25 protein-coding genes are annotated in these 21,725 nt (G+C 58.0%); 17 read left to right on the top strand and 8 right to left on the bottom strand.

All coding sequences use genetic code 11. The features are described 5' to 3' along the window. The first annotated feature begins 11 nt into the window (after positions 1–11). The 3 genes from AC0L8N_RS07330 to AC0L8N_RS07320 are packed head-to-tail and all read left to right on the top strand — an operon-like array spanning position 12 to position 3,563. Positions 12–1,373, top strand: a complete 1,362-nt coding sequence (locus AC0L8N_RS07330; RefSeq protein WP_473666948.1) for a di-heme oxidoreductase family protein — start codon at positions 12–14, stop codon at positions 1,371–1,373. Further along, complete coding sequence (locus AC0L8N_RS07325; RefSeq protein ID WP_473666947.1) at positions 1,373–2,479, top strand: imelysin family protein; 1,107 nt, start codon at positions 1,373–1,375, stop codon at positions 2,477–2,479. Before AC0L8N_RS07330 ends, AC0L8N_RS07325 begins: the two co-directional genes overlap by 1 nt. Then, a complete protein-coding gene (locus tag AC0L8N_RS07320; RefSeq protein WP_473666945.1) occupies positions 2,451–3,563 on the top strand; it encodes a DUF1513 domain-containing protein in 1,113 nt (370 codons plus the stop codon). Before AC0L8N_RS07325 ends, AC0L8N_RS07320 begins: the two co-directional genes overlap by 29 nt. A gap of 127 nt (positions 3,564–3,690) precedes the next feature. On the opposite strand, the gene AC0L8N_RS07315 is transcribed toward AC0L8N_RS07320, so the two are convergent. Beyond that, positions 3,691–5,058, bottom strand: coding sequence for a DUF4397 domain-containing protein (locus AC0L8N_RS07315; protein ID WP_473666944.1), 1,368 nt, complete (start codon positions 5,056–5,058; stop codon positions 3,691–3,693). Positions 5,059–5,353: 295 nt separating this feature from the next. Here AC0L8N_RS07315 and AC0L8N_RS07310 point away from each other — a divergent pair, with 295 nt between their 5' ends. Next, on the top strand, positions 5,354–6,490 hold the full coding sequence (locus AC0L8N_RS07310) for a PQQ-dependent sugar dehydrogenase (RefSeq protein ID WP_473666943.1): 1,137 nt from the start codon (positions 5,354–5,356) through the stop codon (positions 6,488–6,490). 304 nt (positions 6,491–6,794) lie between these two features. Here AC0L8N_RS07310 and AC0L8N_RS07305 read toward each other — a convergent pair whose 3' ends face one another. Beyond that, positions 6,795–7,328 (bottom strand): SIMPL domain-containing protein, encoded by a 534-nt coding sequence (locus AC0L8N_RS07305; RefSeq protein WP_473666942.1) that lies wholly within the window; start codon positions 7,326–7,328, stop codon positions 6,795–6,797. A gap of 293 nt (positions 7,329–7,621) precedes the next feature. Between AC0L8N_RS07305 and AC0L8N_RS07300 the strand changes: the two genes are divergently transcribed. The 3 genes from AC0L8N_RS07300 (at position 7,622) to AC0L8N_RS07290 (ending at position 9,817) form a co-directional block, all read left to right on the top strand. After that, entirely contained in the window at positions 7,622–8,176 is a 555-nt protein-coding gene (locus AC0L8N_RS07300) for a DUF924 family protein (protein WP_473666941.1), read from the top strand. Positions 8,177–8,309: 133 nt separating this feature from the next. Then, positions 8,310–8,687 carry a sodium:solute symporter family transporter gene (locus AC0L8N_RS07295; protein ID WP_473666940.1) on the top strand — a complete coding sequence of 126 codons (378 nt, stop codon included), beginning with the start codon at positions 8,310–8,312 and terminating at the stop codon, positions 8,685–8,687. Next, positions 8,681–9,817: a sodium:solute symporter family protein gene (locus tag AC0L8N_RS07290; RefSeq protein WP_473666939.1), complete on the top strand. Its 1,137-nt coding sequence runs from the start codon at positions 8,681–8,683 to the stop codon at positions 9,815–9,817. Before AC0L8N_RS07295 ends, AC0L8N_RS07290 begins: the two co-directional genes overlap by 7 nt. A gap of 112 nt (positions 9,818–9,929) precedes the next feature. Here the strand turns inward: AC0L8N_RS07290 and AC0L8N_RS07285 are convergent, their stop codons facing one another. After that, positions 9,930–10,358, bottom strand: a complete 429-nt coding sequence (locus AC0L8N_RS07285) for a hotdog fold thioesterase (protein WP_473666938.1) — start codon at positions 10,356–10,358, stop codon at positions 9,930–9,932. A gap of 274 nt (positions 10,359–10,632) precedes the next feature. Here AC0L8N_RS07285 and AC0L8N_RS07280 point away from each other — a divergent pair, with 274 nt between their 5' ends. Together AC0L8N_RS07280 and AC0L8N_RS07275 are read left to right on the top strand one after the other, a co-directional pair. Further along, entirely contained in the window at positions 10,633–11,034 is a 402-nt protein-coding gene (locus tag AC0L8N_RS07280; protein ID WP_473666937.1) for an SIMPL domain-containing protein, read from the top strand. After that, positions 10,958–11,287, top strand: a complete 330-nt coding sequence (locus AC0L8N_RS07275) for an SIMPL domain-containing protein (RefSeq protein WP_473666936.1) — start codon at positions 10,958–10,960, stop codon at positions 11,285–11,287. Before AC0L8N_RS07280 ends, AC0L8N_RS07275 begins: the two co-directional genes overlap by 77 nt. A gap of 216 nt (positions 11,288–11,503) precedes the next feature. Here AC0L8N_RS07275 and AC0L8N_RS07270 read toward each other — a convergent pair whose 3' ends face one another. Continuing rightward, positions 11,504–11,896: a LysR family transcriptional regulator gene (locus tag AC0L8N_RS07270; protein WP_473666935.1), complete on the bottom strand. Its 393-nt coding sequence runs from the start codon at positions 11,894–11,896 to the stop codon at positions 11,504–11,506. 119 nt (positions 11,897–12,015) lie between these two features. Further along, positions 12,016–12,432: a nucleoside diphosphate kinase regulator gene (gene rnk, locus AC0L8N_RS07265; RefSeq protein WP_473666933.1), complete on the bottom strand. Its 417-nt coding sequence runs from the start codon at positions 12,430–12,432 to the stop codon at positions 12,016–12,018. Between the two features lie 508 nt (positions 12,433–12,940). On the opposite strand from rnk, the gene AC0L8N_RS07260 reads away from it, so the two are divergent. Together AC0L8N_RS07260 and AC0L8N_RS07255 are read left to right on the top strand one after the other, a co-directional pair. After that, positions 12,941–13,381, top strand: coding sequence for a SirB2 family protein (locus tag AC0L8N_RS07260; RefSeq protein ID WP_473666932.1), 441 nt, complete (start codon positions 12,941–12,943; stop codon positions 13,379–13,381). Further along, a complete protein-coding gene (locus AC0L8N_RS07255; protein ID WP_473666931.1) occupies positions 13,378–14,565 on the top strand; it encodes an NnrS family protein in 1,188 nt (395 codons plus the stop codon). Before AC0L8N_RS07260 ends, AC0L8N_RS07255 begins: the two co-directional genes overlap by 4 nt. Here the strand turns inward: AC0L8N_RS07255 and AC0L8N_RS07250 are convergent. The 3 genes from AC0L8N_RS07250 to AC0L8N_RS07240 form a co-directional block, all read right to left on the bottom strand. Beyond that, on the bottom strand, positions 14,562–15,626 hold the full coding sequence (locus AC0L8N_RS07250) for a S66 peptidase family protein (RefSeq protein ID WP_473666930.1): 1,065 nt from the start codon (positions 15,624–15,626) through the stop codon (positions 14,562–14,564). The genes AC0L8N_RS07255 and AC0L8N_RS07250 overlap by 4 nt on opposite strands. 182 nt (positions 15,627–15,808) lie before the next feature. Then, entirely contained in the window at positions 15,809–16,240 is a 432-nt protein-coding gene (locus AC0L8N_RS07245; protein WP_473666929.1) for a copper resistance protein NlpE, read from the bottom strand. An 85-nt stretch (positions 16,241–16,325) separates the two neighbouring features. Further along, positions 16,326–17,168 (bottom strand): 23S rRNA (adenine(2030)-N(6))-methyltransferase RlmJ, encoded by an 843-nt coding sequence (locus tag AC0L8N_RS07240; protein WP_473666928.1) that lies wholly within the window; start codon positions 17,166–17,168, stop codon positions 16,326–16,328. 197 nt (positions 17,169–17,365) lie between these two features. On the opposite strand from AC0L8N_RS07240, the gene AC0L8N_RS07235 reads away from it, so the two are divergent. From AC0L8N_RS07235 to AC0L8N_RS07210, 6 genes are all read left to right on the top strand, one after another. After that, on the top strand, positions 17,366–17,800 hold the full coding sequence (locus AC0L8N_RS07235; protein ID WP_473666926.1) for a hypothetical protein: 435 nt from the start codon (positions 17,366–17,368) through the stop codon (positions 17,798–17,800). A gap of 344 nt (positions 17,801–18,144) precedes the next feature. Beyond that, positions 18,145–18,279 carry a hypothetical protein gene (locus tag AC0L8N_RS07230; RefSeq protein ID WP_473666924.1) on the top strand — a complete coding sequence of 45 codons (135 nt, stop codon included), beginning with the start codon at positions 18,145–18,147 and terminating at the stop codon, positions 18,277–18,279. A gap of 460 nt (positions 18,280–18,739) precedes the next feature. Beyond that, complete coding sequence (locus AC0L8N_RS07225; protein WP_473666922.1) at positions 18,740–19,747, top strand: hypothetical protein; 1,008 nt, start codon at positions 18,740–18,742, stop codon at positions 19,745–19,747. A gap of 94 nt (positions 19,748–19,841) precedes the next feature. After that, the gene (locus AC0L8N_RS07220) at positions 19,842–20,447 is read left to right on the top strand and encodes a ferritin-like domain-containing protein (protein ID WP_473666920.1); all 606 of its coding nucleotides are present in this window, start codon (positions 19,842–19,844) and stop codon (positions 20,445–20,447) included. A gap of 324 nt (positions 20,448–20,771) precedes the next feature. Beyond that, positions 20,772–20,897 (top strand): c-type cytochrome, encoded by a 126-nt coding sequence (locus AC0L8N_RS07215; RefSeq protein ID WP_473666918.1) that lies wholly within the window; start codon positions 20,772–20,774, stop codon positions 20,895–20,897. Positions 20,898–20,912: 15 nt separating this feature from the next. Continuing rightward, entirely contained in the window at positions 20,913–21,623 is a 711-nt protein-coding gene (locus AC0L8N_RS07210; RefSeq protein WP_473666916.1) for an RNA polymerase sigma factor, read from the top strand. The last annotated feature ends 102 nt before the right edge of the window (positions 21,624–21,725 follow it).

The following is a 21,725-nucleotide window of genomic DNA, read 5'->3' as shown; positions in this document are numbered from 1 at the left end:
GTGGCGCAGGCTTGCTCCTCCTGGTTGGCGGCGCTGTTGCATCGACGCCGGATTTCCACGAGGCGAGTGGCGGCGCTGCGTCTGTTAATAACGCCACCAGAAATGCGTACTCACTCCCTTCCGGCAACATGCCTTTGCGGGAGCGGCTGGATTTCTCTGTCGGTAACAGCTTCTTCCGAAATGCGTGGGTTATTGCCCCAGCGAGTACCGATGCGCGCGACGGTCTGGGCGCGCTCTACAACACGAATGCCTGCCAGAACTGCCACATAAAAGACGGTCGAGGGCATCCGCCCGAGCGTGAAGGTGACAATGCTGTGTCTATGCTCGTGCGGCTGAGTATTCCGCCGACCAGCGATGATGCGGCGAGGGTGGACGAGGACGGCACTGTTGGTGATCCGGTTTACGGGGGCCAGTTGCAGGACTTCGCCGTTCCCGGAATTGCCGCGGAAGGACAGATCCGCCTCAGTTACCAAGAGCACGAAGTGCAGCTTAACGGCGAGCCACCAATTTCACTACGCCGCCCAACGCTGCATATCGACGAGCTGGGTTACGGGCCCATGCACGACGACGTAATGACCTCGGTCCGTATCGCACCGCCCATGATCGGGCTCGGCCTGCTTGCTGCTATCCCGGCGGAAGCGCTGCAAGCACTGGCCGATCCTGATGACAGTGACGGCGATGGTATTTCGGGTCGGCTTAATATCGTGTGGGATGTTCAGGAGCAACGTCCGGCCATCGGTCGTTTTGGCTGGAAAGCCGGACAGCCGACCCTGGAGCAGCAGAACGCGGCGGCGTTCAATGGTGACATGGGTATAACCACGCACCTGTTCACCGGTGCCAATTGCACGGCTGCACAGCAGGACTGTCTACAACAGGCAAGCGGCGGTAACCCGGAAGTCAGTGAAGAAATTCTCCGCCAGGTTACTTTTTACAGTCGCAATCTGGCCGTGCCCTCGCGCCGTGATACCAGCAACCCCGAAGTCGTCCGGGGTATCGAGATCTTTCGCGATAGTGGTTGTGTTGCCTGCCATGTGCCGGGATTCACTACGGGACGCGCCGCTGACGAGTGGCTTTCCAACCAACCAATCGCGCCGTACACGGATCTGCTACTGCACGACATGGGTGAAGGTCTGGCGGACCATCGCCCCGAGTTTGCAGCCAGTGGCAGCGAATGGCGTACGCCGCCGTTGTGGGGGATCGGTCTGACCGAGACTGTCGGTGGTCGCGGCTACTATTTGCACGACGGCCGTGCCCGAACACTGCTGGAAGCCATCCTTTGGCACGGTGGTGAAGCGCAGGCATCGCGGGATTCGGTAGCGGCGTTATCGCCTGCTGATCGCAAAGCGCTCTTACGGTTTCTGGCGTCGCTGTGATGCGAACAATCAGTCTTGCGGCGTTGATGGCTGGCCTGTTCGTGGCCTGCAGCGCGCCGGTTTCTGATGAAGTGCGGGTACTGCAAACCGTTACCGAACATTCGATTCTGCCGATGCACGCGGATTTCGAGACGGCAGCACGCGCGTTCCGCGATGAAGCAACAGCGTTTTGTACTGCGCCAGACGACAACGGCATTAACAAGGCGCAGGCTGCCTGGCGTACAGCAATGTACGACTGGCAGCGATTACAGGTTGTCAGTTTTGGCCCGGTGACCGTCGACAATCAGGCGTGGCGCGTGCAGTTCTGGCCTGATCGCAACAACCTGATTCGGCAAAAGATCGAGAGCCTGCTTGCCAGCGATGAGGCTTTGACGGCGGCGAAGCTTGAAGCCGACAGCGTTGTAATTCAGGGTCTCTCGGCAGCCGAGTATCTGCTGTTTGATGAGCAGGGCGGTGCATTGTCGGTTTATCTCGAAGCTGATCCGGCAGCAGAACGGCGTTGCAAACTCCTGCAATTGATCAGCGATCATACGCTGGGCGTCGCTACCCGGCTCAGCGATGGCTGGGCGAAAGAGGGTGGTGATTATTCCGCCGTATTCACAACACCTGATGCTGACAAACCCGACTTCGCTGACACTGCTGACGCGCTCGCAGCACTCTTCGACAGCATTCTCGCGGCCCTTGAAGTGGCGAAGAACGACAAGCTGGCAGATGCACTCGGATTGCGTAACGAGTTGGGAATCGCGCAACCGTATGCAGTTGAAGCGTGGCGCTCGCGTTATTCCTTACCTTTGATTACGGCATCCATCGATGGTGCGCGTCACTTATACAGCGCCGGTTCAGACCCCGATGCCTTCGGCATTGACGACTTGCTGCGGGCGAAGGGAGCGACTGCTCTGGCCGACACTATCGAGCAACAATTCGTCGCGGTTCAGACTGCGACGCCTGTTGATCTGGTGTTGTTCGATGCCGTCAACCTGTCTGAGCACACGGACGAACTAACCCGGTACTACGACGCCATGACGTCGCTGGTGCAAACACTCAAGAACGAAGTGCCGCCGGTTCTCGGTATTACGCTTGGCTTCAACGACAAAGATGGCGATTGACCAACAACGGCGTGGACTACTGCTCGCCTGCGGTGCGGCTGCCGTTAGTGCGATAGCCTGGCGTTACTCTGGCGAAAGTCAGCAACTCCTGCTTTCCGCTTGTGACGACGTCGATGGTCAGCACTTTCTTGCCGCAATCGACGGCAACGGCAACCTGAAATACCGTATCCCTGTGCCGCACCGCGCACACGATATCGTCTTGCTCTCAGAGCGCGACGCAATGTACATCGGGCGCCGCCCCGCACCGGTGGCTTACGTCGTCGATATCGATGCAGGTGTATTGGTGCGTACTCTGCACAGCCCGGCCGGTCGGCACTATTACGGTCACGGCGCTCTCGCCGCGGACGGATTGTTGTACACCAGCGAAAACGACTACGAAAAGCGTCGTGGTGTAATTGCCGTTTGGGATACGTACGATGGCTTTCGCCGGCTGGGTGAGTTCGACTCGGGCGGAGTGGGGCCACACGATATGGCTTTCCTGAGCGACGGAAAAACGCTCGTTGTCGCCAACGGCGGTATAGAAACCCACCCGGATAGCGAGCGCGAAAAACTAAACATTCCGACAATGCAGCCGTCGCTGGTGTACCTCGATGCAGCAAGCGGCAAAACCATTGCGCGCTACTTCCCGGACGATCACCTGATGAGTTTGCGCCATCTTGCTGTTACGCCGGAGGACCACGTGGTCATTGGCGTTCAGTACGAAGGCGACAGCGCGGAGATCGTTCCCCTGCTGCTGAGGCACCGCGGTGAGGATCAACTGCAAGCAGGCCGCGCGGGCCCGGCAACCTGGCGCAGCCATCGCAACTATATTGCCAGTGTAGCTGTCAGCCAGGATGGCCATTTCGCCGTATTGACAGCGCCACGCGGTGGGGTTGCCTCGCTGTGGAATCTCGCAACACTGGAGCAGCAAGACCAATGGCGCATTCGTGATGTTGCCGGCGTTGCCAGTGCGCACGATGGAGGCTTGAAACTAAGTACCGGCTACGGTCAACTCTACAGTGTCCGGGCCGAAGCCGGTTCGCCGCCGCTTCATCGCGACGGCATCTTTGCCGAGCGTTGGGACAACCATCTCTTGCTGATCTGAGAGCGATCGATTTCGCGGCCAGTTACCGCTCGAGTCTTCGCTTGCAACGGTTCCAGTGTGGGCACTGCCTGAAACAAAAAAAAACCCCGCCAAAGACGGGGTTGGGAATGTTGCCCAAGTAAACTGATTACGGCGCGACAAAATCGTCCATCAGAATCAGGCCGAATGGAGCACCGCCACCCACTGCATCCCGGGCGACAGCCGTGTAGACGCCGCCGCCAGCGATCGAAATCGCCGCCGGGCCGATTGCCGCGGTCTTGCTGCCGGCCGTCGTCACCGTCACTTCGTAGTCGCCCGGCATCAGTGAGAGAAAACCGGTGTTCGCCTGAAACGGAATGTCGCTGAGCGTCGCATCGACCGTATTAATGTCAGTTTGCGGCGCAGTTACGTAGATATCGACATCACCTGCCGCGGGCGCGGCGTGGATGATTCGGACTTTCGACTCCGTTGCGACCGGGCGTGGATCGTCGATTGCGAGCAACGGTTCGATGCTGACCAGGTTGTCGACTGCCAGAACGTTGTAGCGAGTGCCGGCCATGAGGTCGAGATCAACATCAATGGCGATAACACTCTGCGTTGCAGCGTCAGTTACCTTGATGTTGTAGGTCGCGGGCGGCACGCTGACAAAAGGAGTGAACTCCGGAAACGCGAGGCCCGGTACGAGCGGGTTGGCGAAGTCATCGTCGACGACAATGTCGACTTCTGGCGCGTCGGGCGAGGCATGTACAACCCGCACGTCGGCGGAGGTACGTACGTCCAGCAGCTCACTGGAACCCGTGCCGTCCTGCAGGACCAGGCTTACTGGTGCCGGTCCCGTCAGTGTGTTTTCAACCGCGGTTATCAGCAGGTTCGCGCCGTCAGTCAAAGCGACCGTGCCAGAGTCGAATGCCAGTGCTGTCGGATCGCCCGCAACAGTAACCCGGATTTGGTAGTCGCCTGCCGTTACGTCGACCGGGCCAAGATCACCGCCGAAATCGAAGGTTCCAACCGGGGCGCTTGCGCTGAGGTCGGCATTCGGTGCAGTCACATAGACGTCAACGGGACCTGCCAGCGGCGCGCCATGCACGACGCGAAGCCGCGTTGAGCCTGCGGGTACTGCTGTATCCGGCTGTTCCAGCACGAGCGCCGAAATGTTGGCGACATCACCAATGGCCAGCACGCTGTAGCGCACATTGGCCGCGAACGGTAGTTGCACGGGACCGATTACTGTCGTGGTTCCGTCTGGCAGGATGCCATCAACCTGGACGGTGTAGACATTGTTCGGCAGGCTCAGGATTCCGGTGCCGGTCTTGTAATCGACGTCATTGATTTCCGTACTGCTGACGCGAATGTTGACCGCCGGTGCGTCTGGCGATGCGTGCAGAATTTGTACCGAAGCGTTGCCCTGTGCAGCAGGCGGCAGAGGGGTTGCGATATTGCCGGAGTCTGACGAGCTGCTGCAGCCAGCAAACGCAAACAGGAAAAATGGTAGTGCGATGCGCAAAAAGTTACTCATGTTGCCGTCCTCAATATCGGTGAGCTAAACAAGGGACGGTAAGTCTCACAATTGCCACCGGCGAAAGGGTGACGCAGCCGTATCAATCTGTTTCGGTTTGTAACATGGCCCGGATTGCGCAATTTGCTGCTTTGGTCGGGTAACAGGTGAAAGTCCCGGCGCCGTCATCGCAGCTCAATGGCGACTTCCGCACGCGCGATTCCGCAGGTGACGGGCGGCAAATTGAGACTCGCAGAACTTACCTATACTCTGTGTGGTCTCTAATAGACCAAGGGTTCGCAACCAAGGTGCCAACATGAACAGATTCCTTACAACCGCGGTACTGGTCTTACTATCGGTGTCGAATTTACACGCACAGGAAGACCGGCCTTTCAACGTAGAGGTCATCGCCGACTTCAACGAGCCGTGGGCGCTCGCATTTTTACCGGACGGCCGTATGTTGGTTACTGAAAAAACCGGCAACCTGTTCCTCGCCAGTCAGGACGGGGACAAATCGCGCGCAATTTCAGGCGTCCCGGACGTTGATTACTATGGCCAGGGCGGGCTCGGAGATGTCGCGCTGCACCCGGATTTCTCGAGCAACGGTCTTGTATACCTGAGTTACGCCGAAGCGGGCATAGGCAATACGCGCGGTGCCGCGGTCGCGCGAGGCGTTCTTAATCTGAATGATCGCGGTGCAGCGCTTACTGACGTTGAGGTTATCTGGCGTCAGCACCCGAAGGTTTTTGACTACGGTCACTACGGTCATCGCTTGCTGTTCGACGATGACGGCTACCTTTGGGTCTCGTCAGGTGACCGGCAGAAGTTTCTGCCGGCGCAGGACATGCAGTCCAATATCGGCAAGATCCTCCGCCTGAACGACGACGGCAGCGTGCCACGCGACAACCCGTTCGTGGACTACGTTAACGAGAATCCGTTGCTTGCTGGTACCAGCGTGCACAGCGAAATCTGGTCGTTGGGGCATCGTAATCCCTTAGGTATCGCCTTCGACCTCACCGGGCAGCTCTGGGATATCGAGATGGGCCCGGCTGGCGGTGATGAGCTCAATGCCGTACAGCGAGCTACCAACTACGGCTACCCGATCGTCTCCAATGGCGACCACTACAACGGCATGGAAATTCCCGACCACGACACGCGCCCGGAGTTTGCGAAACCGGCGATCTGGTGGACACCCGTTGTTTCCCCCGGGGACCTGACGCTGTATGACGGCAGTTTGTTCAATGACTGGCGCGGCAATTTACTCGTGGCTGGTCTTTCGTCGCAGGCAATAGTGCGCATCGAAGTGGACGGTACAAATGCACGTGAAGTCGAGCGTTACAAGATGGGCGCGCGGATCCGCAACATCACTGTGGGGCCGGATGGCGCGTTGTGGGTGCTGGAGGATGAACGTGCCGATAGCGCGGGTCGCTTGCTGCGCCTGACCCCGAAGTAGCATTGCGACCGGAAGCCTGAACGGCGAGGCCGGGATACGTTCCGCTGTCCCGGCCTTTCAGCGGCTTATGCCCGCCGGAGGCTGGCAACGTCGAAGTGGCCGTCCAGCCTCGTTCCTGTGAGGCAATATCGCTCCGTGCAGGGCAGTTCAGTCGACGAGGTAGTAACGGACCGTTGATACCACCCGCACTTTCTTTATATGGGGGTTGTTGCTGTCGCGGTCGCTGATCTGGAATCGCCCCTGATTGGCGTTTCGAATCCGGCCCAGGCGACTGGCGCTGTCCTCAGCGAATTTTGCCGCTACTTCACGGGCGTTTTGCGTCGCCTCTTTCGATCATTGCCGGTTTCAGTTCGTTCAGGCCGTTGAACAGAAACTGGGTCTGAAAGTTGTAGTCATTTTGATTCAGAACGATGCCGGCTTTACCGAGCGCCGCCAATTCCTGGCCAGCGCTGCGGACCGTGTCAATCTTTGACGTGAAGACCGTGATGACCTGAGTTACGGAATAGCGAAAGTGCGCGTTCGGGTCGGAGTAATCTCGCGCCAAACGATCAACAACACTCGGTGCGCTGACGCTGATTTCATCGGTGGTAAAACCATTCTCTTGAAGAAACGCGCGAACCTGCGTGCCTTGTTTCTCGATTGCTGTGAACAGCGGTTCGAGTTCATTACCGGCAACCATAATCTGCATCGGCCAGATAGCGGTGTCCGCCATGACATCCCGCTCTGCCAGCCCTTTGACTTCAACACTGCGTTCCAGTGCACGCGCGCTGACAAAGCCGTCACCGATAAAATAGCCGCCAATGGCGAGGCCGATAGCGACGAGTAGTCCATTTAACAATCCGAGCGCGTCCGCTCACATGCGTTCCTCTCTGTACCTGATGCGCGCGATTATAGCGGAAAGTGTGTAGACGCAGCGGTCTGAATCGCTGCCTCGCCGCTTGAACAAGGGTTCTTTAGGTTATTGTTTTTGTTAGAGAAAAAGGGTTCACGGGCCGCGTGGCACTGGCTTTTGCAGCAAGCAGGCGCCGGATCTTGCGTGCACGGGAATCTGCGATGACACACTGGTTGGTGGTGCGGCCTTTCTGGATAATGCTGCCTTTATGGTCGGAAGCGGAACAGGTGAATTACCCCATGAGTGTAGTAACTGCTGACGACGTTCTGAAGTTTTGGTTCGAGGACATTGAGAAAGTACGCTGGTTCAAAGCGGACCCGGATTTCGATCGTGATCTGCAAGCACGATTCGGCGCTGCCCTGACTCAGGCGAAGAACGGTGAGTTGGATCATTGGTGCCAAACGGCCGATGGCTACCTCGCTCTGATCATCGTGCTGGATCAGTTTTCCCGGAATATTTTTCGTGACACTGCTGATGCATTCGCTGCCGATGACAAAGCGCTGCAGCAAACGCTGGACGGCATCGCCAACGACGTCGACAAAAAACTCACGCTGGAACAACGCTCCTTTTTCTATTTGCCGTTGCGGCATGCGGAAGACCTTGCGATGCAACAGCTCGGACTGACCAAGACGCGCGAGCTGAATATCGCGGGCTATGGCTCGGACAAGTATGCCCTCAACCATTTGGAGCTCATTGAACGCTTCGGCCGCTTTCCGCATCGCAATCGTATACTCGGGCGTACGGATACGGCTGAAGAAGCGCTGTATCTTGCGGACGGTAAAGCGGGCTTTTAGGGAATGAATCGTGCCGGCATACACCAGCACTGTGGAATGACGGCGGGGTCCGCACATGTGGCAACCCAGCGGTTTGTGATAGCGTAGCTCTGCGGGTCCCTCGCCTAAAACCAATCTGAAAGAGAGTCGCCTGATGATTTATATCGCCGTTGTGACCACCTACGTACTTCTCTTGCTCGGTATCAGTGTTTACAAGAGCCGAACGATCAAGACAGATGAGGACTTCATGGTCGCCGGGCGTGGCGTGCCGGTGTACATGCTGATTGCGACGCTGGTTTGTACCTGGATTGGATCAGGCAGCTTGTTCGGCACCGCCGGCCTGACCTTTCGCACTGGTATATCCGAACTGTGGTTCTCGTTCGGAGCGTGGGTAGGAATACTCGTTGTCTATTTCATTGCGGCCCGGGTTCGGCGCATCGCGAAATACACGCTGACGGATTTGCTGGAAAAGCGTTACAGCCAGCTGGCAAAGCGCCTGGGACTATCACCATCATCATTGCGTACATGGTGATCGCGGGCTACCAGTTCAAAGGTGGCGGTCGCTTTATCGCCATCCTCGCAGACGGTTCGGTAACGCCGGAGACAGGCATGATCATCGCTGCCGTCCTGATTATCGGCTTCACTGTACTGGCCGGTATGGTTTCCATCGTTTCCATCGATGTTTTCAATGGCAGCATCATGTTACTCGCCATGATTCTGACATTGCCATTTGCTATTTCCGGGCATGGTGGTGTGGATGCTGTCATCGCGACGATTCAACAGACCGAGCCGACGCACCTTTCCGCGATGGGTGGTCATGATTTTATCTGGGTGGTGGGCATCGCGTTGCCAACCTTCCTGTTGTTGATGAGCGAATCCAGCATGTACCAAAAGTTCTCGTCTGCGGATAACGCGCAGAACGCCAAGCGCGCGGTTCTTGGCATGTTCTTCGGTGTTGTGATCGTGGAAACGCTCATGATGCTTATTGCACTGGTCGGATTCGCGATTTACGCGGACGACCCGCGATTCTTCCTGGCAGATGGTTCGGTTAACCGCGCAATGGCCGAAGAAATTATCCTGCGAATTGGTTTCGAGCAGTTGCCGGTTATTATCGGCTCTCTGCTGCTGGCTGCAGGTGCGGCTATCGTTATCTCGACCGGCAATACCTTCCTTATGGTCACGTCGACCAATGTCACGCGCGATATTCTGCAAGCGTTCTTCTACAAGAATGCAAAGTCGTCACAGGTTGTGTGGATGCAGCGTTGTTGCATTGTTGTAATTGGCGTTTTGGCCTACCTGATGATGAGTCAGTTCGAAACCATACTTGAAATGGCGCTGATGTCTTACACGATGATCGGTGCGTCGCTGGCGCCGCCGCTACTTGCTGCATTCTTTTGGAAACGCGTAACCCGCATTGCCGGCGTGCTGTCGATAGCCTCCGGAATGCTGACCGTCATTGTAATTGCCACGTTGAATTCCGTGTTCAAGGACAGCGGCACAACGGTGCTGGGCATCAGTTTCCCAATGGATACTGACTACATTGCGATACCGGCATTGATCGTTTCCGTGTCGACGCTGGTCATCACCAGTCTGCTGACACCGAAGCCACTCGACAGTGACTGGCAAGAGTTCATCGACGAGGCGCCGGCAACGCGGTCCTGAATGTTTGCACGTCGGGTAGTTTGTCGAGCCGGTCGAACAGACGCGGGATCAGTGTCGTTTGATCAACCGCGCCGATGTCTTCGTGCCGTTGACGTCATCGCCGGCGAGCCTGTTACTTGCCGCTGCGATTGACCAGGGCGATCGTCAGTCGTGCTGTACACACGAGTTTCGCTTCGTCGTCGAAGATTTCGATACTCCAGAATTGCATGCGGCGTCCCAGTTTGATCGGGCGTGCGATACCGCTTACCCAACCGCTGGTGGCACTGCGAACATGGCTGGCATTGATATCCGTGCCAACGGCCTGCAATGGTTCATCAGCCGACAGGTAAGCACCTACCGAGCCCATGGACTCGGCGAGCAAGCAGGAAGCGCCACCGTGCAGTAATCCGTACGGTTGGCAGGTGCGGGCATCAACAGGCATACGGGCCTTCAGGAAATCAGCCCCGATTTCCGTAAACTCGATACCGAGAGCCTCGACGGCAGTTCCTGAATTAAACTCTTGTATGGCTTTAAGGTCGGGCGATTTTTTCCAGATAGTCACTTCATTCTCGCAGCGTTGCAGACAGGGGTAGTTTACTCGTTCCGGTGGCTGCTAACCCCGTTTGCCTCGGTCCGGCGTTAATACACATAACAGACTGGTGATCACGCCAGAGCTGGGCGCGGAATTTCTTCGCCGGCTCACGGTCAAAGCCTGCCGGTCCACCATTAGTATCAGTTATTCAATGACTTGAGGAGCAAGGACGTGAGGTCAATCAAAGCATCAATCGGGTTAGTCGTGTTCGCACTGGCCGTTGCCAGCGTCTCGGGTCCCGCACATGGCCGACACCGCCGCTGCCAGCCGCAGTATTTCGGTTGTCGGCCAGGGCGAAGCAACCGGGGAGCCGGATCAGGCGCAGGTCAATGCGGGTGTGCAGACTCAGGCAACAACTGTTGCGGAGGCGGCGCGCGAGAACCAGGAGATTGTTGAGCGCATCATGCAGGCGCTGGACAAGAATGGAATCGACAAGAAAGACATACAGACGACGAACTGCAGCATCTGGCCCGAGCAGCGGCATGACCCACGCGGCAATGGCGAAGTCGCGGTGACCGGCTATAACGTCAACAATATCAGTCAACGTCACGATTGCGGATATCGACAAGGTGGGTGCGGTACTGGCGGCGCTGACCGACGCTGGTGCCAATTCGGTTCACGGGATCAGCTTCGGCGTGAAGGATAACGCGGCGCTTGAACAAGCTGCCCGTGCGGCGGCGATGGCGGATGCCCGTAACCGTGCAGAAGCGCTGGCCAAACTGGCGGACGTGAAACTTGGCGACGTACAGTCCATAACGATGTCGCTAGGTGGCGGCTATCCAATGCCGATGATGGGTGGCGCGCGATTCGCTATGGCCGAAGCATCGGCGGCACCAGGGATTTCTCCCGGACAATTAAGTGTTTCGGTGCAGGTGCAGGTAACGTACGCGATTCGTTAACAACCACGAAGTCCGTACCGGGTCGGGACGCGCAACGAACGGTAAGGGGTGGTTTGCCGTCGTTGCGGGTTCCGGTCTTGTTCGGCAGTGGCCGAACGGGCAGCGTTCATTTGTGGGTTAACAATCGGCACCGTCTATTTCGCGGGAGCACAGTGATGTCGTGCCCGTATTTCGCGGCGACTTATCAGCCTCCACCGGTCCAGCGCGGCTACGGGTTCAAAGCCGGAGCGGTGTTAACCGCACATCGGGCAACAGCAGATCGTCCCAGAGTGCAAAGCGACCACCTATCGTCAACAACGCACGAAACCCTTGCGGTACGCCAACGGCCTGATGCGCTCGTTCGACTGTCCGCAACAATGGGACGGCGTACTTCTGAAACAGCTGGCCTTCGGCGGTGAGAAAAGTGCCCGCCTTGTTGCGCACGAACAGAAGATAACCCAGTTGTTGTTCCAGTGACTGGATCCGCGCACTTACCGACGATCGCGTAACAAACAGTCGTTCCGCTGCTGAAACGAATTGGCCGGCCGATACGACAGTCAGAAAAGTGCGTGCGAGCTCGGTATCCTTTCCGGTACTCCGGTCGATATCCGCCGCTGGGTTGAGAAACAACTACTTCAGATTGGGCAATTCGATGTCGGCAATTAGCCGTTCGACCGCAAGATGACCAGGCGTTTCTGATGGCCACAATCAGCGCCTGGTCTCCGGTGCGTATCGTTGCCGTGCAGTACCTACAGGTGGAAGTGGCCTTCGCGTTCCGGCTGGTAGCTTATATCGACGACGCGGACCGTGGTGTTATGACCACCCGGTAACGGCCATTCAATAGTTTGGCCAACAGACAGGCCGAGCAGCGCACTGCCAATCGGTGCCGTGATGGAAATCACGTCGGACCGGTTATCCTGCGTGTCTTTCGGGTACACCAATGTGAGTTCGAACACTTTGCCGGTTGGTTCGATCGCGAACTTGACCCGGGAATTCATGGTCACCACGGTTGGTGGAATGTCCTGCGGCGGCAGAATGGTCGCACGTCGCAGCTCTTCGCTGAGTCCCTGAATTGTCATTGATCCGGTGTCGGGCCGGCCCCGCAGTACGGCTTCAATGCGCTGCAGATCGGTGGATGACACACTTATATTTTCGGTTGTTTGCATAGCCTGGAACCTCCTTGATCGTTGCTGTTTTTTATAACGCCGGACGTAAGCCGGCAGCGCCAAAGCAACCCAGTGTTGCGTTGGGCACAATAGGAAAGGCGGGGTGATGTAGCCCATCATAGCCAAAGAAAAAAAACAGGCAAGCTCTATGGCTGTTATCTAGACCGATCCCGACGAACGGGCGTCGGCATGGGCTGCGGGATAAAGTAGATCCGGCCGGAGGACAGCGATAGGTACTGGCTGACACAGGGCTCCCGGCCTGTTAAGCGAATAAACTGAATACTGCAGCTTCGCGATGAACCGAATGAGGCGAATCGTCGGAGGAACCGGCCCGTTCGTGGGCTCCGCATACGCATATCCCCTGATGATTGGAGCCCTGTTCTTTTGCGAAAATCGTCGGGACCTTTTTGGGTACGAACGCGAGATCAAATTTTGCGCCGAGGACACTAGGTGTGGACTGACAAGGTAAGTATTTCAAACTCGTTTTCCGTACCCTGAAGTTCAAGACGTGTCACGCGCAGAGTCGGTTAATGGACTGATGATTGAGTTTTACCCGAACATAAAACTTGTACACATTGCCGCGGTGATCACGAGTGGCACGTTGTTCCTGTTGCGTGGTGTTGCGCAGCAAACGGGAGGCAAGTGGGCTATGTCGGCGCCGCTGCGCTATCTGAGTTACAGCATTGATACTGTGCTGCTCGCGGCGGCCATCATGTTGCTGATCATTTTGCCGGCGGCGTTGTATGCCAACGGTTGGCTGACGCTCAAAATCGGTTTACTCGTGGTTTATGTCTTACTCGGTACCTTCGCGCTTAAACGAGGGCGCAGCGCGCGTGTGCGCTTGTCTTGTTTTGTCGCCGCACTGTGCGTCTATGCCAGCATGTGCATGATTGCCCGTACGCACGATCCGCTGGGTCCGTTCACTTACCTGCAAAGACTATTCACATGAGCCGTCACAGCTCCTCCCGTTTCGTACCTTTCGCCTACGGTTTCCGGCCATTTTTCTTGCTGGCTGGTGTCTACGCATTGTTCGCGGTAGTCAGTTGGCTGTGGGTTTACCGCGCGGGCCTGATGCCGCTAGGCAATATCCCGCCACAGTTCTGGCACGGCCATGAAATGCTGTACGGATTCGTCAGCGCGGCCATTGCAGGTTTCATGCTTACCGCTGTTCCGAGCTGGACCGGCAGCCGCGGTTACGCCGGCGGGCCGCTGCAAATACTGGTACTGCTGTGGCTGGGCGGGCGCTTTGCGTTTATGTTTGCTGACAGTTTGCCGTTCTGGTTGACCGCGGCGCTTGAGCTGGCGTTTATCCCGGCGCTGATGTTGACGCTGGCGCCTTCGTTGTTACGAACCTACAGCCGAAACACGCCGTTGCTGCTGGTATTGCTGTTCTTCTGGGCGGGTGACGCGATGTTTATCCTGGGTCTGGCCAACGCCGATACCGTCATGAGCGCGCGCGGTTTGCGGATCGGCCTGGATCTTGTGCTGGTTCTGCTTACCGTTATTGGTGGCCGTATCGTGCCAGCTTTCACGGGCAATGCGCTGCGCGAGCAGGCCGTACCGGTGCAGATGCGGAGCAGCGCGTTGCTGGATAAGTTCACCATCCTTGCCATGCTTGCCTATGCGATCGCGGACATTGTTGGACCGATGCATAGCGTGACGGGCTGGATAGCGCTGGCCGCGGCCAGTGCGCAGCTTGTGCGCTTGAGTGGCTGGCAGAGTTTGCACACCTTGTCACAGCCTATCGTCTGGGTTTTGCACGTTGCTTATCTATGGTTGCCAGTGGGCCTGGCGCTGAAAGCATTGTTCGTCCTTGGCGGGTTCGTCTGGGCCGCACACTGGCAGCACGCACTCGGCGCTGGTGCGGCCGGTACGATGATTCTGGCGGTGATGACGCGGGCATCGCTGGGTCATACCGCGCGGCCACTCGTCGTGGACCGGCTGACCGTTGCCGCTTACGTGTTCCTCGTGTTGGCGGTTGCCGTCCGGGTCTTCGGTGCTGCCGCTCTGCCGCACTCGTACCAGTCTGTTGTACTACTGGCAGGCGGCATGTGGGCGACCGCTTTCTTGCTGTTCGTTGTTGCCTACACGCCGGTATTGCTCTTGCCGCGTCAGGACGGCAAGCCCGGTTAGCTGACGGCCCGTTCCAGCAATCGCAACGTTCCGGCATCCGCATCAAGTTCAGCATTGATGCCGATGGGCACTACGGTCTGGTCGCTGACGTGCCCGATCATCAGGCCGCCAATAAACGGTACCCCCAATGGTTCGCAGCGTTGCCGGAGAACTTCTTCCACGCTGTAGCTGTTACCCGATACGCTGGGCACGTCCGTGAATTTGCCGAATGCGAGACCGGCGACCTGCTGCAGGTGTCCGGCAAGCCACAACTGCGTCAGCATGCGATCAATGCGGTAGGGCGCCTCGCCGACGTCTTCCAGAAACAGAATTTTGTCGCGGAAGTCGGGTTCGTAGGGCGTGCCGATCAATGTTGCGAGCAAGCTCAGGTTGCCGCCGATCAAGCGCCCGCGCGCCTTGCCGCCGACAAAGTAGGTAACGCGGTTTTCGCGCTCGACCTTGCCGGGGCCTGATTCGAACGGCGGTGCGTTGCCGATGATCGTCGTGTCGCGAGGTTCGCGAACGACCTTTTCAAATTCCTGCAGTGTGTAGTCCGTGTAAGTTTGTCCTGCGATGGGCCCATGAAAGCCGACCTGCCCGGTCTTGACGTAGATGGCTGTGTGCAGCGCTGTTATGTCGCTGTATCCCAGCAGAACCTTGGGGTTGCTGGCGATCACGTCGTAGTCGAGGTAGGGCAGGATGCGTGGTGTGCCGTAGCCGCCGCGCAGGCAGAAGATGCCATCGATACTGTCATCAGCGAACATGCGATTCACGTCATCGGCACGTTGTTGATCAGTTCCGGCCAGGTACTGATTGCGTTCGAACAGGTGCTGGCCCATACGCACGGTAAAGCCCAGCGATTCGATGATTTCGCTGGCGAAACGAATGTCCTCGTTGGTCTGCGTGTTACTGGCCGGGGCGATGAGCCCGATCGTGTCACCTTTTTTAAGGCGGCGCGGTTTCACCGGGTTTGCTTGCCGATTGCTGGCGCTGTCACCAGTAGCCTGCTGGGCGAGTGCGACGCCACTGGAACCGGCGACAGCGGTTGTGACCAGAGATTGCAGTACTTTGCGACGATTCATACAGAGCTACCCGTTTGTGCGAAAGGCCAATGGTATACCGGATCAGGCAATGATTGCCCGTGCTGCTGACGGCCCGGTCGTGCGGTTCAAGTCGCTATGAATTGAGTGCGCTGTTGGTCGCCTGCTCGCCGCCCATCGGCGTCAGACTGCAGGGTGAGGCCGGGCTGCTGCGGGCAGTGAAATCAACGGGTTTTGAGCAGTACGTAGTGCGTAGCGAGTGCACCGGTGACCGGGCGGCCACTCTGGTCCAGGTGTATCAAGCGATTCTCGCCTACCTTGTACGCCTGCGCTGGGCCTTGTTTTGTCAGCAGCGTTATGGCACTGCCGCTGGCGTCCCACTCGAATGAGCCGGTGTCCGAAAATACCCTGTCGGATTTGCCAAGATAGCGGCTCTGGCGCGAAAACGTACCGTCCATGTGCAACGTAACGACCGTATCAATGCCTTCGCAATCGGCGCAGGGCAAAACCGCTGTGTAACTACCGGCCCAGTCCAGTGAATTTCTGCTGTTGTGTGCGGGGTCTGCGGACGCGATCGTTGTCGGCGTATGCCTGTCCGGCTGAGATGCGGCACAAGCGGACAATCCAAAGAGGCAGGCAAGTATGAGTAGTTTCATAGGCAGATGGTGGAATAACCCGGCTTGTTCGTCAAAGGCGCATCACGTTTTACGGGCTGAGGGGAATGCCGTGTGGACTGCCTGCCTACGGAATTTCATGCTCGAGCTGGTACGTCGCGTACTCATCCTGCGCCAACGCGCTGCTGAGGCAGGGCAGGATGCGTTGCAACACGTCCGGCAGCTTGTGTGGCGGGTTCAGAATGAACATGCCACTCCCGTACAGGCCGGCATCCGGAGTGCGGCCATCGCGAACCTGCAGGCGGGCGTCAAGCCAGCGTGGTCCCGCAACACGGCGCAGTTCGTCACCCAGATTCTCTGCTTCGCGGCTGCCAAGCATGGGGTACCAAACGGCATAAACGCCGGTCGCGAAGCGCCGTTGTGCGTCGCGCAGCGCGTCGACAACTCGAGCATAGTCAGTCTTTACTTCGTAGCTCGGGTCTATCATGACCAGCGCTCGACGCGGTTCCGGCGGCAGCAAGCCAGTCAGTGCTTTAAAGCCATCCACGTTCTGTACCCGTACATGGCGTGAGCGCCGGTAGTGTTCGTCCAGCGTTGCGTGGTCGGTCGAATGCAGTTCGCTGAGCCATAACTTGTCGCCGGCGCGTAACAGGTGTTCTGCAATGACAGGGGAGCCTGGGTAGTTGCGCAACTTGCCGTCCGGGTTGAGCTGACAGACAAGGTCTGTATAACGCTGCAACGCGTCCGGCAAGTCTTTCGCCAGCCACAAGCGTTCGATGCCGTCGCGCGATTCGCTCTTGTGCGCGGCTTGGTCTGTGTCGAGCCGGTACATGCCTGCACCGGCGTGGGTGTCGATGTACCAGAGCCGTTTGTCTTTTTCCGTGAGGTACCGAAGTAACTCGACAAGCACGCTGTGCTTGAGAACATCGGCATGATTGCCGGCATGGTAGCTGTGGCGGTAACTGAGCATGATTTCTGTGTCGGGACGAGGGGCGAATAGCCCCGTTGGCAAAGTGCATATCGACTGGAATGGTAGCAGGCACAGCCGGACAGCCCCGACCTTTGTTACTCTCACCACAACCAAAACCGCTTCTGCTTCCTGCAGCGCGGTGCATCGAGCGGACGGCGACGTACAAATGACAAGCAGCAAACCTGACGATCAATGCCATGCAGAGTGAAAACCTGCGCGGCATAGCGTTGATGCTGGCGGCCATGCTGGTGCTGTCGGTAATGGATGCCGCCATGCAGGAACTGGCTGGTGTCTACCCCGCGTTGCAGGTTGCCGCGTTGCGCGGGTTGGTGTCGTTACCGCTCCTGTTTGCCTGGGTCGTATGGCGTGAGCGCAGCGTCGCAACACTGTTTGCGGTTCGCTGGAACTGGCAGATCGGCCGCGGTGTGCTGGGCGTATTGATGCTGACGAGTTTCATCTACGGCATTAGTCATATGCCGCTGTCAGAAGCTTATGCAAACTGTCCTCCGTTGCGCCGTTGGTCATCACGGCATTATCGGTATTGCTGCTTGGTGAAGTCGTGGGTCCGCGCCGCTGGATTGCTGTTGTGGTTGGTTTCGGCGGCGTTATGGTCATACTGCGACCTGGCATAGTGACGCCGAGCCTCGCAACGATTGCGGTATTGGTCAGCGCGAGCTGCTACGCCCTGAACGCGATCAGCGTCCGCATACTGGGCCGCACGGATTCAACGGCATCAATGTCGTTCTGGTTCGTCGGCGTCGTGGCGCTTGCGGGGCCGGCGCGCTGGCCTTTCCGAACTGGCAGCCGTTGCGAGTGATGGATATGGGCTGGCTGGCAATGCTGGCGGTTACCGGTGCACTCGGCCAGATGCTGATTACCGCCGCCTTTCGTTGCGCACCGGTCTCGGTCGTCGCGGCCCTTTGAGTACACCACACTGTTCTGGGGCGTCGCGCTGGACCTCGCCATCTGGGGAGAATTGCCACCACCCATCGTGTTCGTTGGTGCTGCGGTGATTATTGCCAGTGGTTTGTACCTGATCCACCGCGAACGACAATCGGCGTTCGTGGTTTCGCCGAGCATCGAAACGCTGTCCGAAACTGAGCGCGACTAGCCGCGGCTGCAGGTCACTTGCTGTAACGCAAAGCAGTAATTGCGCAATTCGCATCGGCTGCCAGTTTGGCGGCATACCGTGCCCATTTGACGATCAGTTAGCTCGCGTTGCTGTGCGATTGCTGTTCCGGCCGGCTTCACCCACGGCGCCAGCGAAAAAAGCGTCGTAATTGACACGCAGACGCGCACTCCATAGTTCCGCACACGCGTGAATTACCCGTTGTTCCTTTCGGGAACCTTCCCAATGTGACCTGCATCTTGCTGGACAGACCCCTCATGTTTGCGAGAGTAGCCAATGAATAATTACCCAGTTCTACTTCTGACGTTATTGCTGAACGCCGTTCTTGTGAGTGCGTGTTCGGATCACGACTCCGTGCGGACACCAACACCACCGCCTCCTCCGGAACCGGTCTTCGACTCCGCAAGCGACGTTCCGTTATGACACCTTTGGTGACGAAGCATTGTGGACTGATGTCTTGCGCTATCACGAAGTGGTTACCACCATCAGTCCCGAGACCGCGCTCGCAGTGGGCCTGAAAGTGGATGCGGAGGCCTTGCCGCCGGGCATTCTGGAAACAGCCGACCTTACTGATCCGGCGACTACTGTCGCGTTGCTTGAACTGGATGCTGTTGTTGGCATCAATGCCGAGGTCGCTACGGATGGGACCGTTACCAGCTTCGGCATAACCTGTGCCTTGTGCCATTCCGATGTTGACGATTCAGTCGCCCCCGGTATCGGCGTACGTCAGGACGGGTGGGCGGCCACTGATCTGAATCCGGGTCTGATCCTGTCTTTGTCACCGTTCTTTGATGACAAACCGGATCAACGTGCCGAATTGCAGTCCTGGGGTCCCGGCAAATACGACCCTTACTGGAATCACGATGGCATCAGCGATCCGGTAGTAATTGCGCCGGCCTACGGTTTGCGGGATGTCGCGCTCGAAACTTACACCGGCGAAGGGCCGGTTTCCTACTGGAACGCTTACGTTGCGATAACCCAGATGGGTGGTCAGGGCACCTTCATAGAGCCTGCGCTGAACATCGAGGTACACGCGGACCCGGATCTGGTGACACCCAAATTGCCGGCATTGCTGGAGTACCAGCACAGCCTCGAAGCTCCTGTGCCGCCAGCGGGCAGCTACGACCCGGAAGCGGCCGAACGGGGACGAGCCTTGTTTACCGGTAAAGCCGGCTGTGAAGGATGCCACTCGGGACCGCGCTTTACCGATGCGAATACGACACTGCACGAGGCGCATGAAGTCGGTGCCGATCCTTTGTACGCCACTCGTACCATCACCAAGCGTTACCGGACAACCCCACTGCGCGGCTTATTGCAGCACCCGCCGTACTACCACAACGGCGAATTCCCGACGCTGGCCGACGTGGTCGAGCACTACGATCTCGTTATGAACCTAGGCCTGTTCGACGAGGAGAAGTCGGATCTCGCCGAGTACCTGAAGTCTCTGTAGCCCGGGTCGGGGCCACGGGAACCTTTTTCGTGGCCGTGCATCTTGGGGGCATCGCAACGGACCAACGGCCAAACCGACCTAAGAGGAATCTACGATGAAACGCAATACAGAAAATTCGCAAGCAACATCGCTACTACTGGAGACAGCGCAAAAAACCAGACGGCAGTTCATTCGTCGGGCTGGTGCGATGACCTTTTCCGGCGTGGCAGTGGCCATGCTCGGCGGGCGCTCAACCGCGTTGGCGGCAGGCACGGCCGACGATGCGGTTGCTCAGGATATCCGCATATTGAACACCGCCATCGCAGCAGAGCATGAGGCAGTTGCTGCCTACCAGGTTGGCGCTGAGAGCGGATTGCTGGAACCGGCGGTACTGAAAGTCGCGGTCGCGTTTCAGGGGCACCACAAAGAACACGTCAATGCACTGGTCAAGGCAGTACGCAGTCTCGGCGGGCAGGATGTCCATGCCCGCGCGAACTACGATTTCCCGGTGGACAAGCTCAAACGGCAAGGCGACGTACTGCAGTTTGCCGCTGGACTTGAGCGTGGTGCTGTGAGTGCGTACGCCGGCGCGATACCGGTGTTCGGTAACCGTGACCTGTCTGCAGCGGCAGCCAGCATTCTGGCTGACGAGGCGATGCACTGGGCCGTACTCCGCCATGCCCTTGGCCTTGACCCGGTCCCCGGTGCTTTCTTTTCCTGAGTCCTGTGCCGGCCCGGTATCACCTGTGACCCGACTAACGGCAGCACTGACCGTCTCGCTGGCAGCGACAGCACTCCCCCTGTTGTCGTTGCTGGCGGGTGCGACTCCGGGGTCTGCCGATCTCGCGGCTGGCGAACAAAGCTATGCGAAGTGTATTGGCTGTCACTCGCCAGACCGTAATCGAACCGGGCCGTTGCATTGTGGCTTGCTGGGCCGCGCCGCTGGCGGAGAGCCGGGCTATGCTTACTCCAGTGCTATGCGCGATGCGGGCATTACCTGGACGGGGTCTATACCCTCGATCGCTTTCTGCAGGCACCGCTTAGCATGTTGCCCGGCACCTCGATGGGCTTCGTGGGTATTGCCGATGCTGCGGAACGGCGCGACCCGATTGCGTGGCTCGCCACGCTCGATGAGTCATCGCCATTGTGCGCTGACGTCTTTCAATCCTGAACGAGGAGCAACGAAATGCCGAGTACAGCGACCTCTACTCCAACAAGCTTCGCGCACCTCAGTGATGAGGACATCCTGCCGCGCGTGCTTGACGGTGATATCGAAGCTTACGAGGGCATCATGCGCCACCACAATCAGCGCCTGTTCCGGGTAGCACGCAGCATTGTTACGGATGACGCTGAGGCGATGGACGTAGTCCAGGAAGCGTTCATTCAGGCTTACCAAAAGCTGGGTGAACTGCGAGCGGCGGGTGCATTGCCCAACTGGCTTGCGCGAATCACCCGCAATGCCGCTCTCATGCGCTTGCGCAAGAGTCGGAGGATGCAGTACATGGATGAACCTGATTTCGAGAACGTCATGAACTTGTCGACGGCGGTCAAACGCCCTGAGCAACCTGATGCGAAACTGGCCAATACACAGCTACGGCGCCTGCTCGAAAAATGTATTGATGAGCTGCCGGACGCCTTTCGAGCGGTGTTCATGCTGCGTGCGATCGAGCATTGCTCGATCGTGGATACGGCCGAGATTCTTGATATCAAGGCGGCAACCGTCAAGACGCGTTTTCACCGCGCGCGACTCCTTTTGCAGAAACGATTGCTGGAGTACAGCGAAGCGGACGGCGTGTCCGTGCACGAGTTCGCGGGCCAGCGCTGTGACCGGATTGTGCAAAATGTGTTGCAGGAATTGCGCGCAAAGGGCCTCAAACGCAAGCCACACGGCGGATAGCCTCAAACTGAATCGCGTAATCAGCAGGTACCCAAAAGGGCATTCACATACCGCGACCTGCTGCTGACAGGTATGCTGTCGTTGCTGACTGAAATGAAAAGG

The sequence above is a fragment of the Woeseia sp. D3-10 genome (genome assembly GCF_055809415.1).
This window is presented reverse-complemented; position numbering and strand designations above follow the sequence as displayed.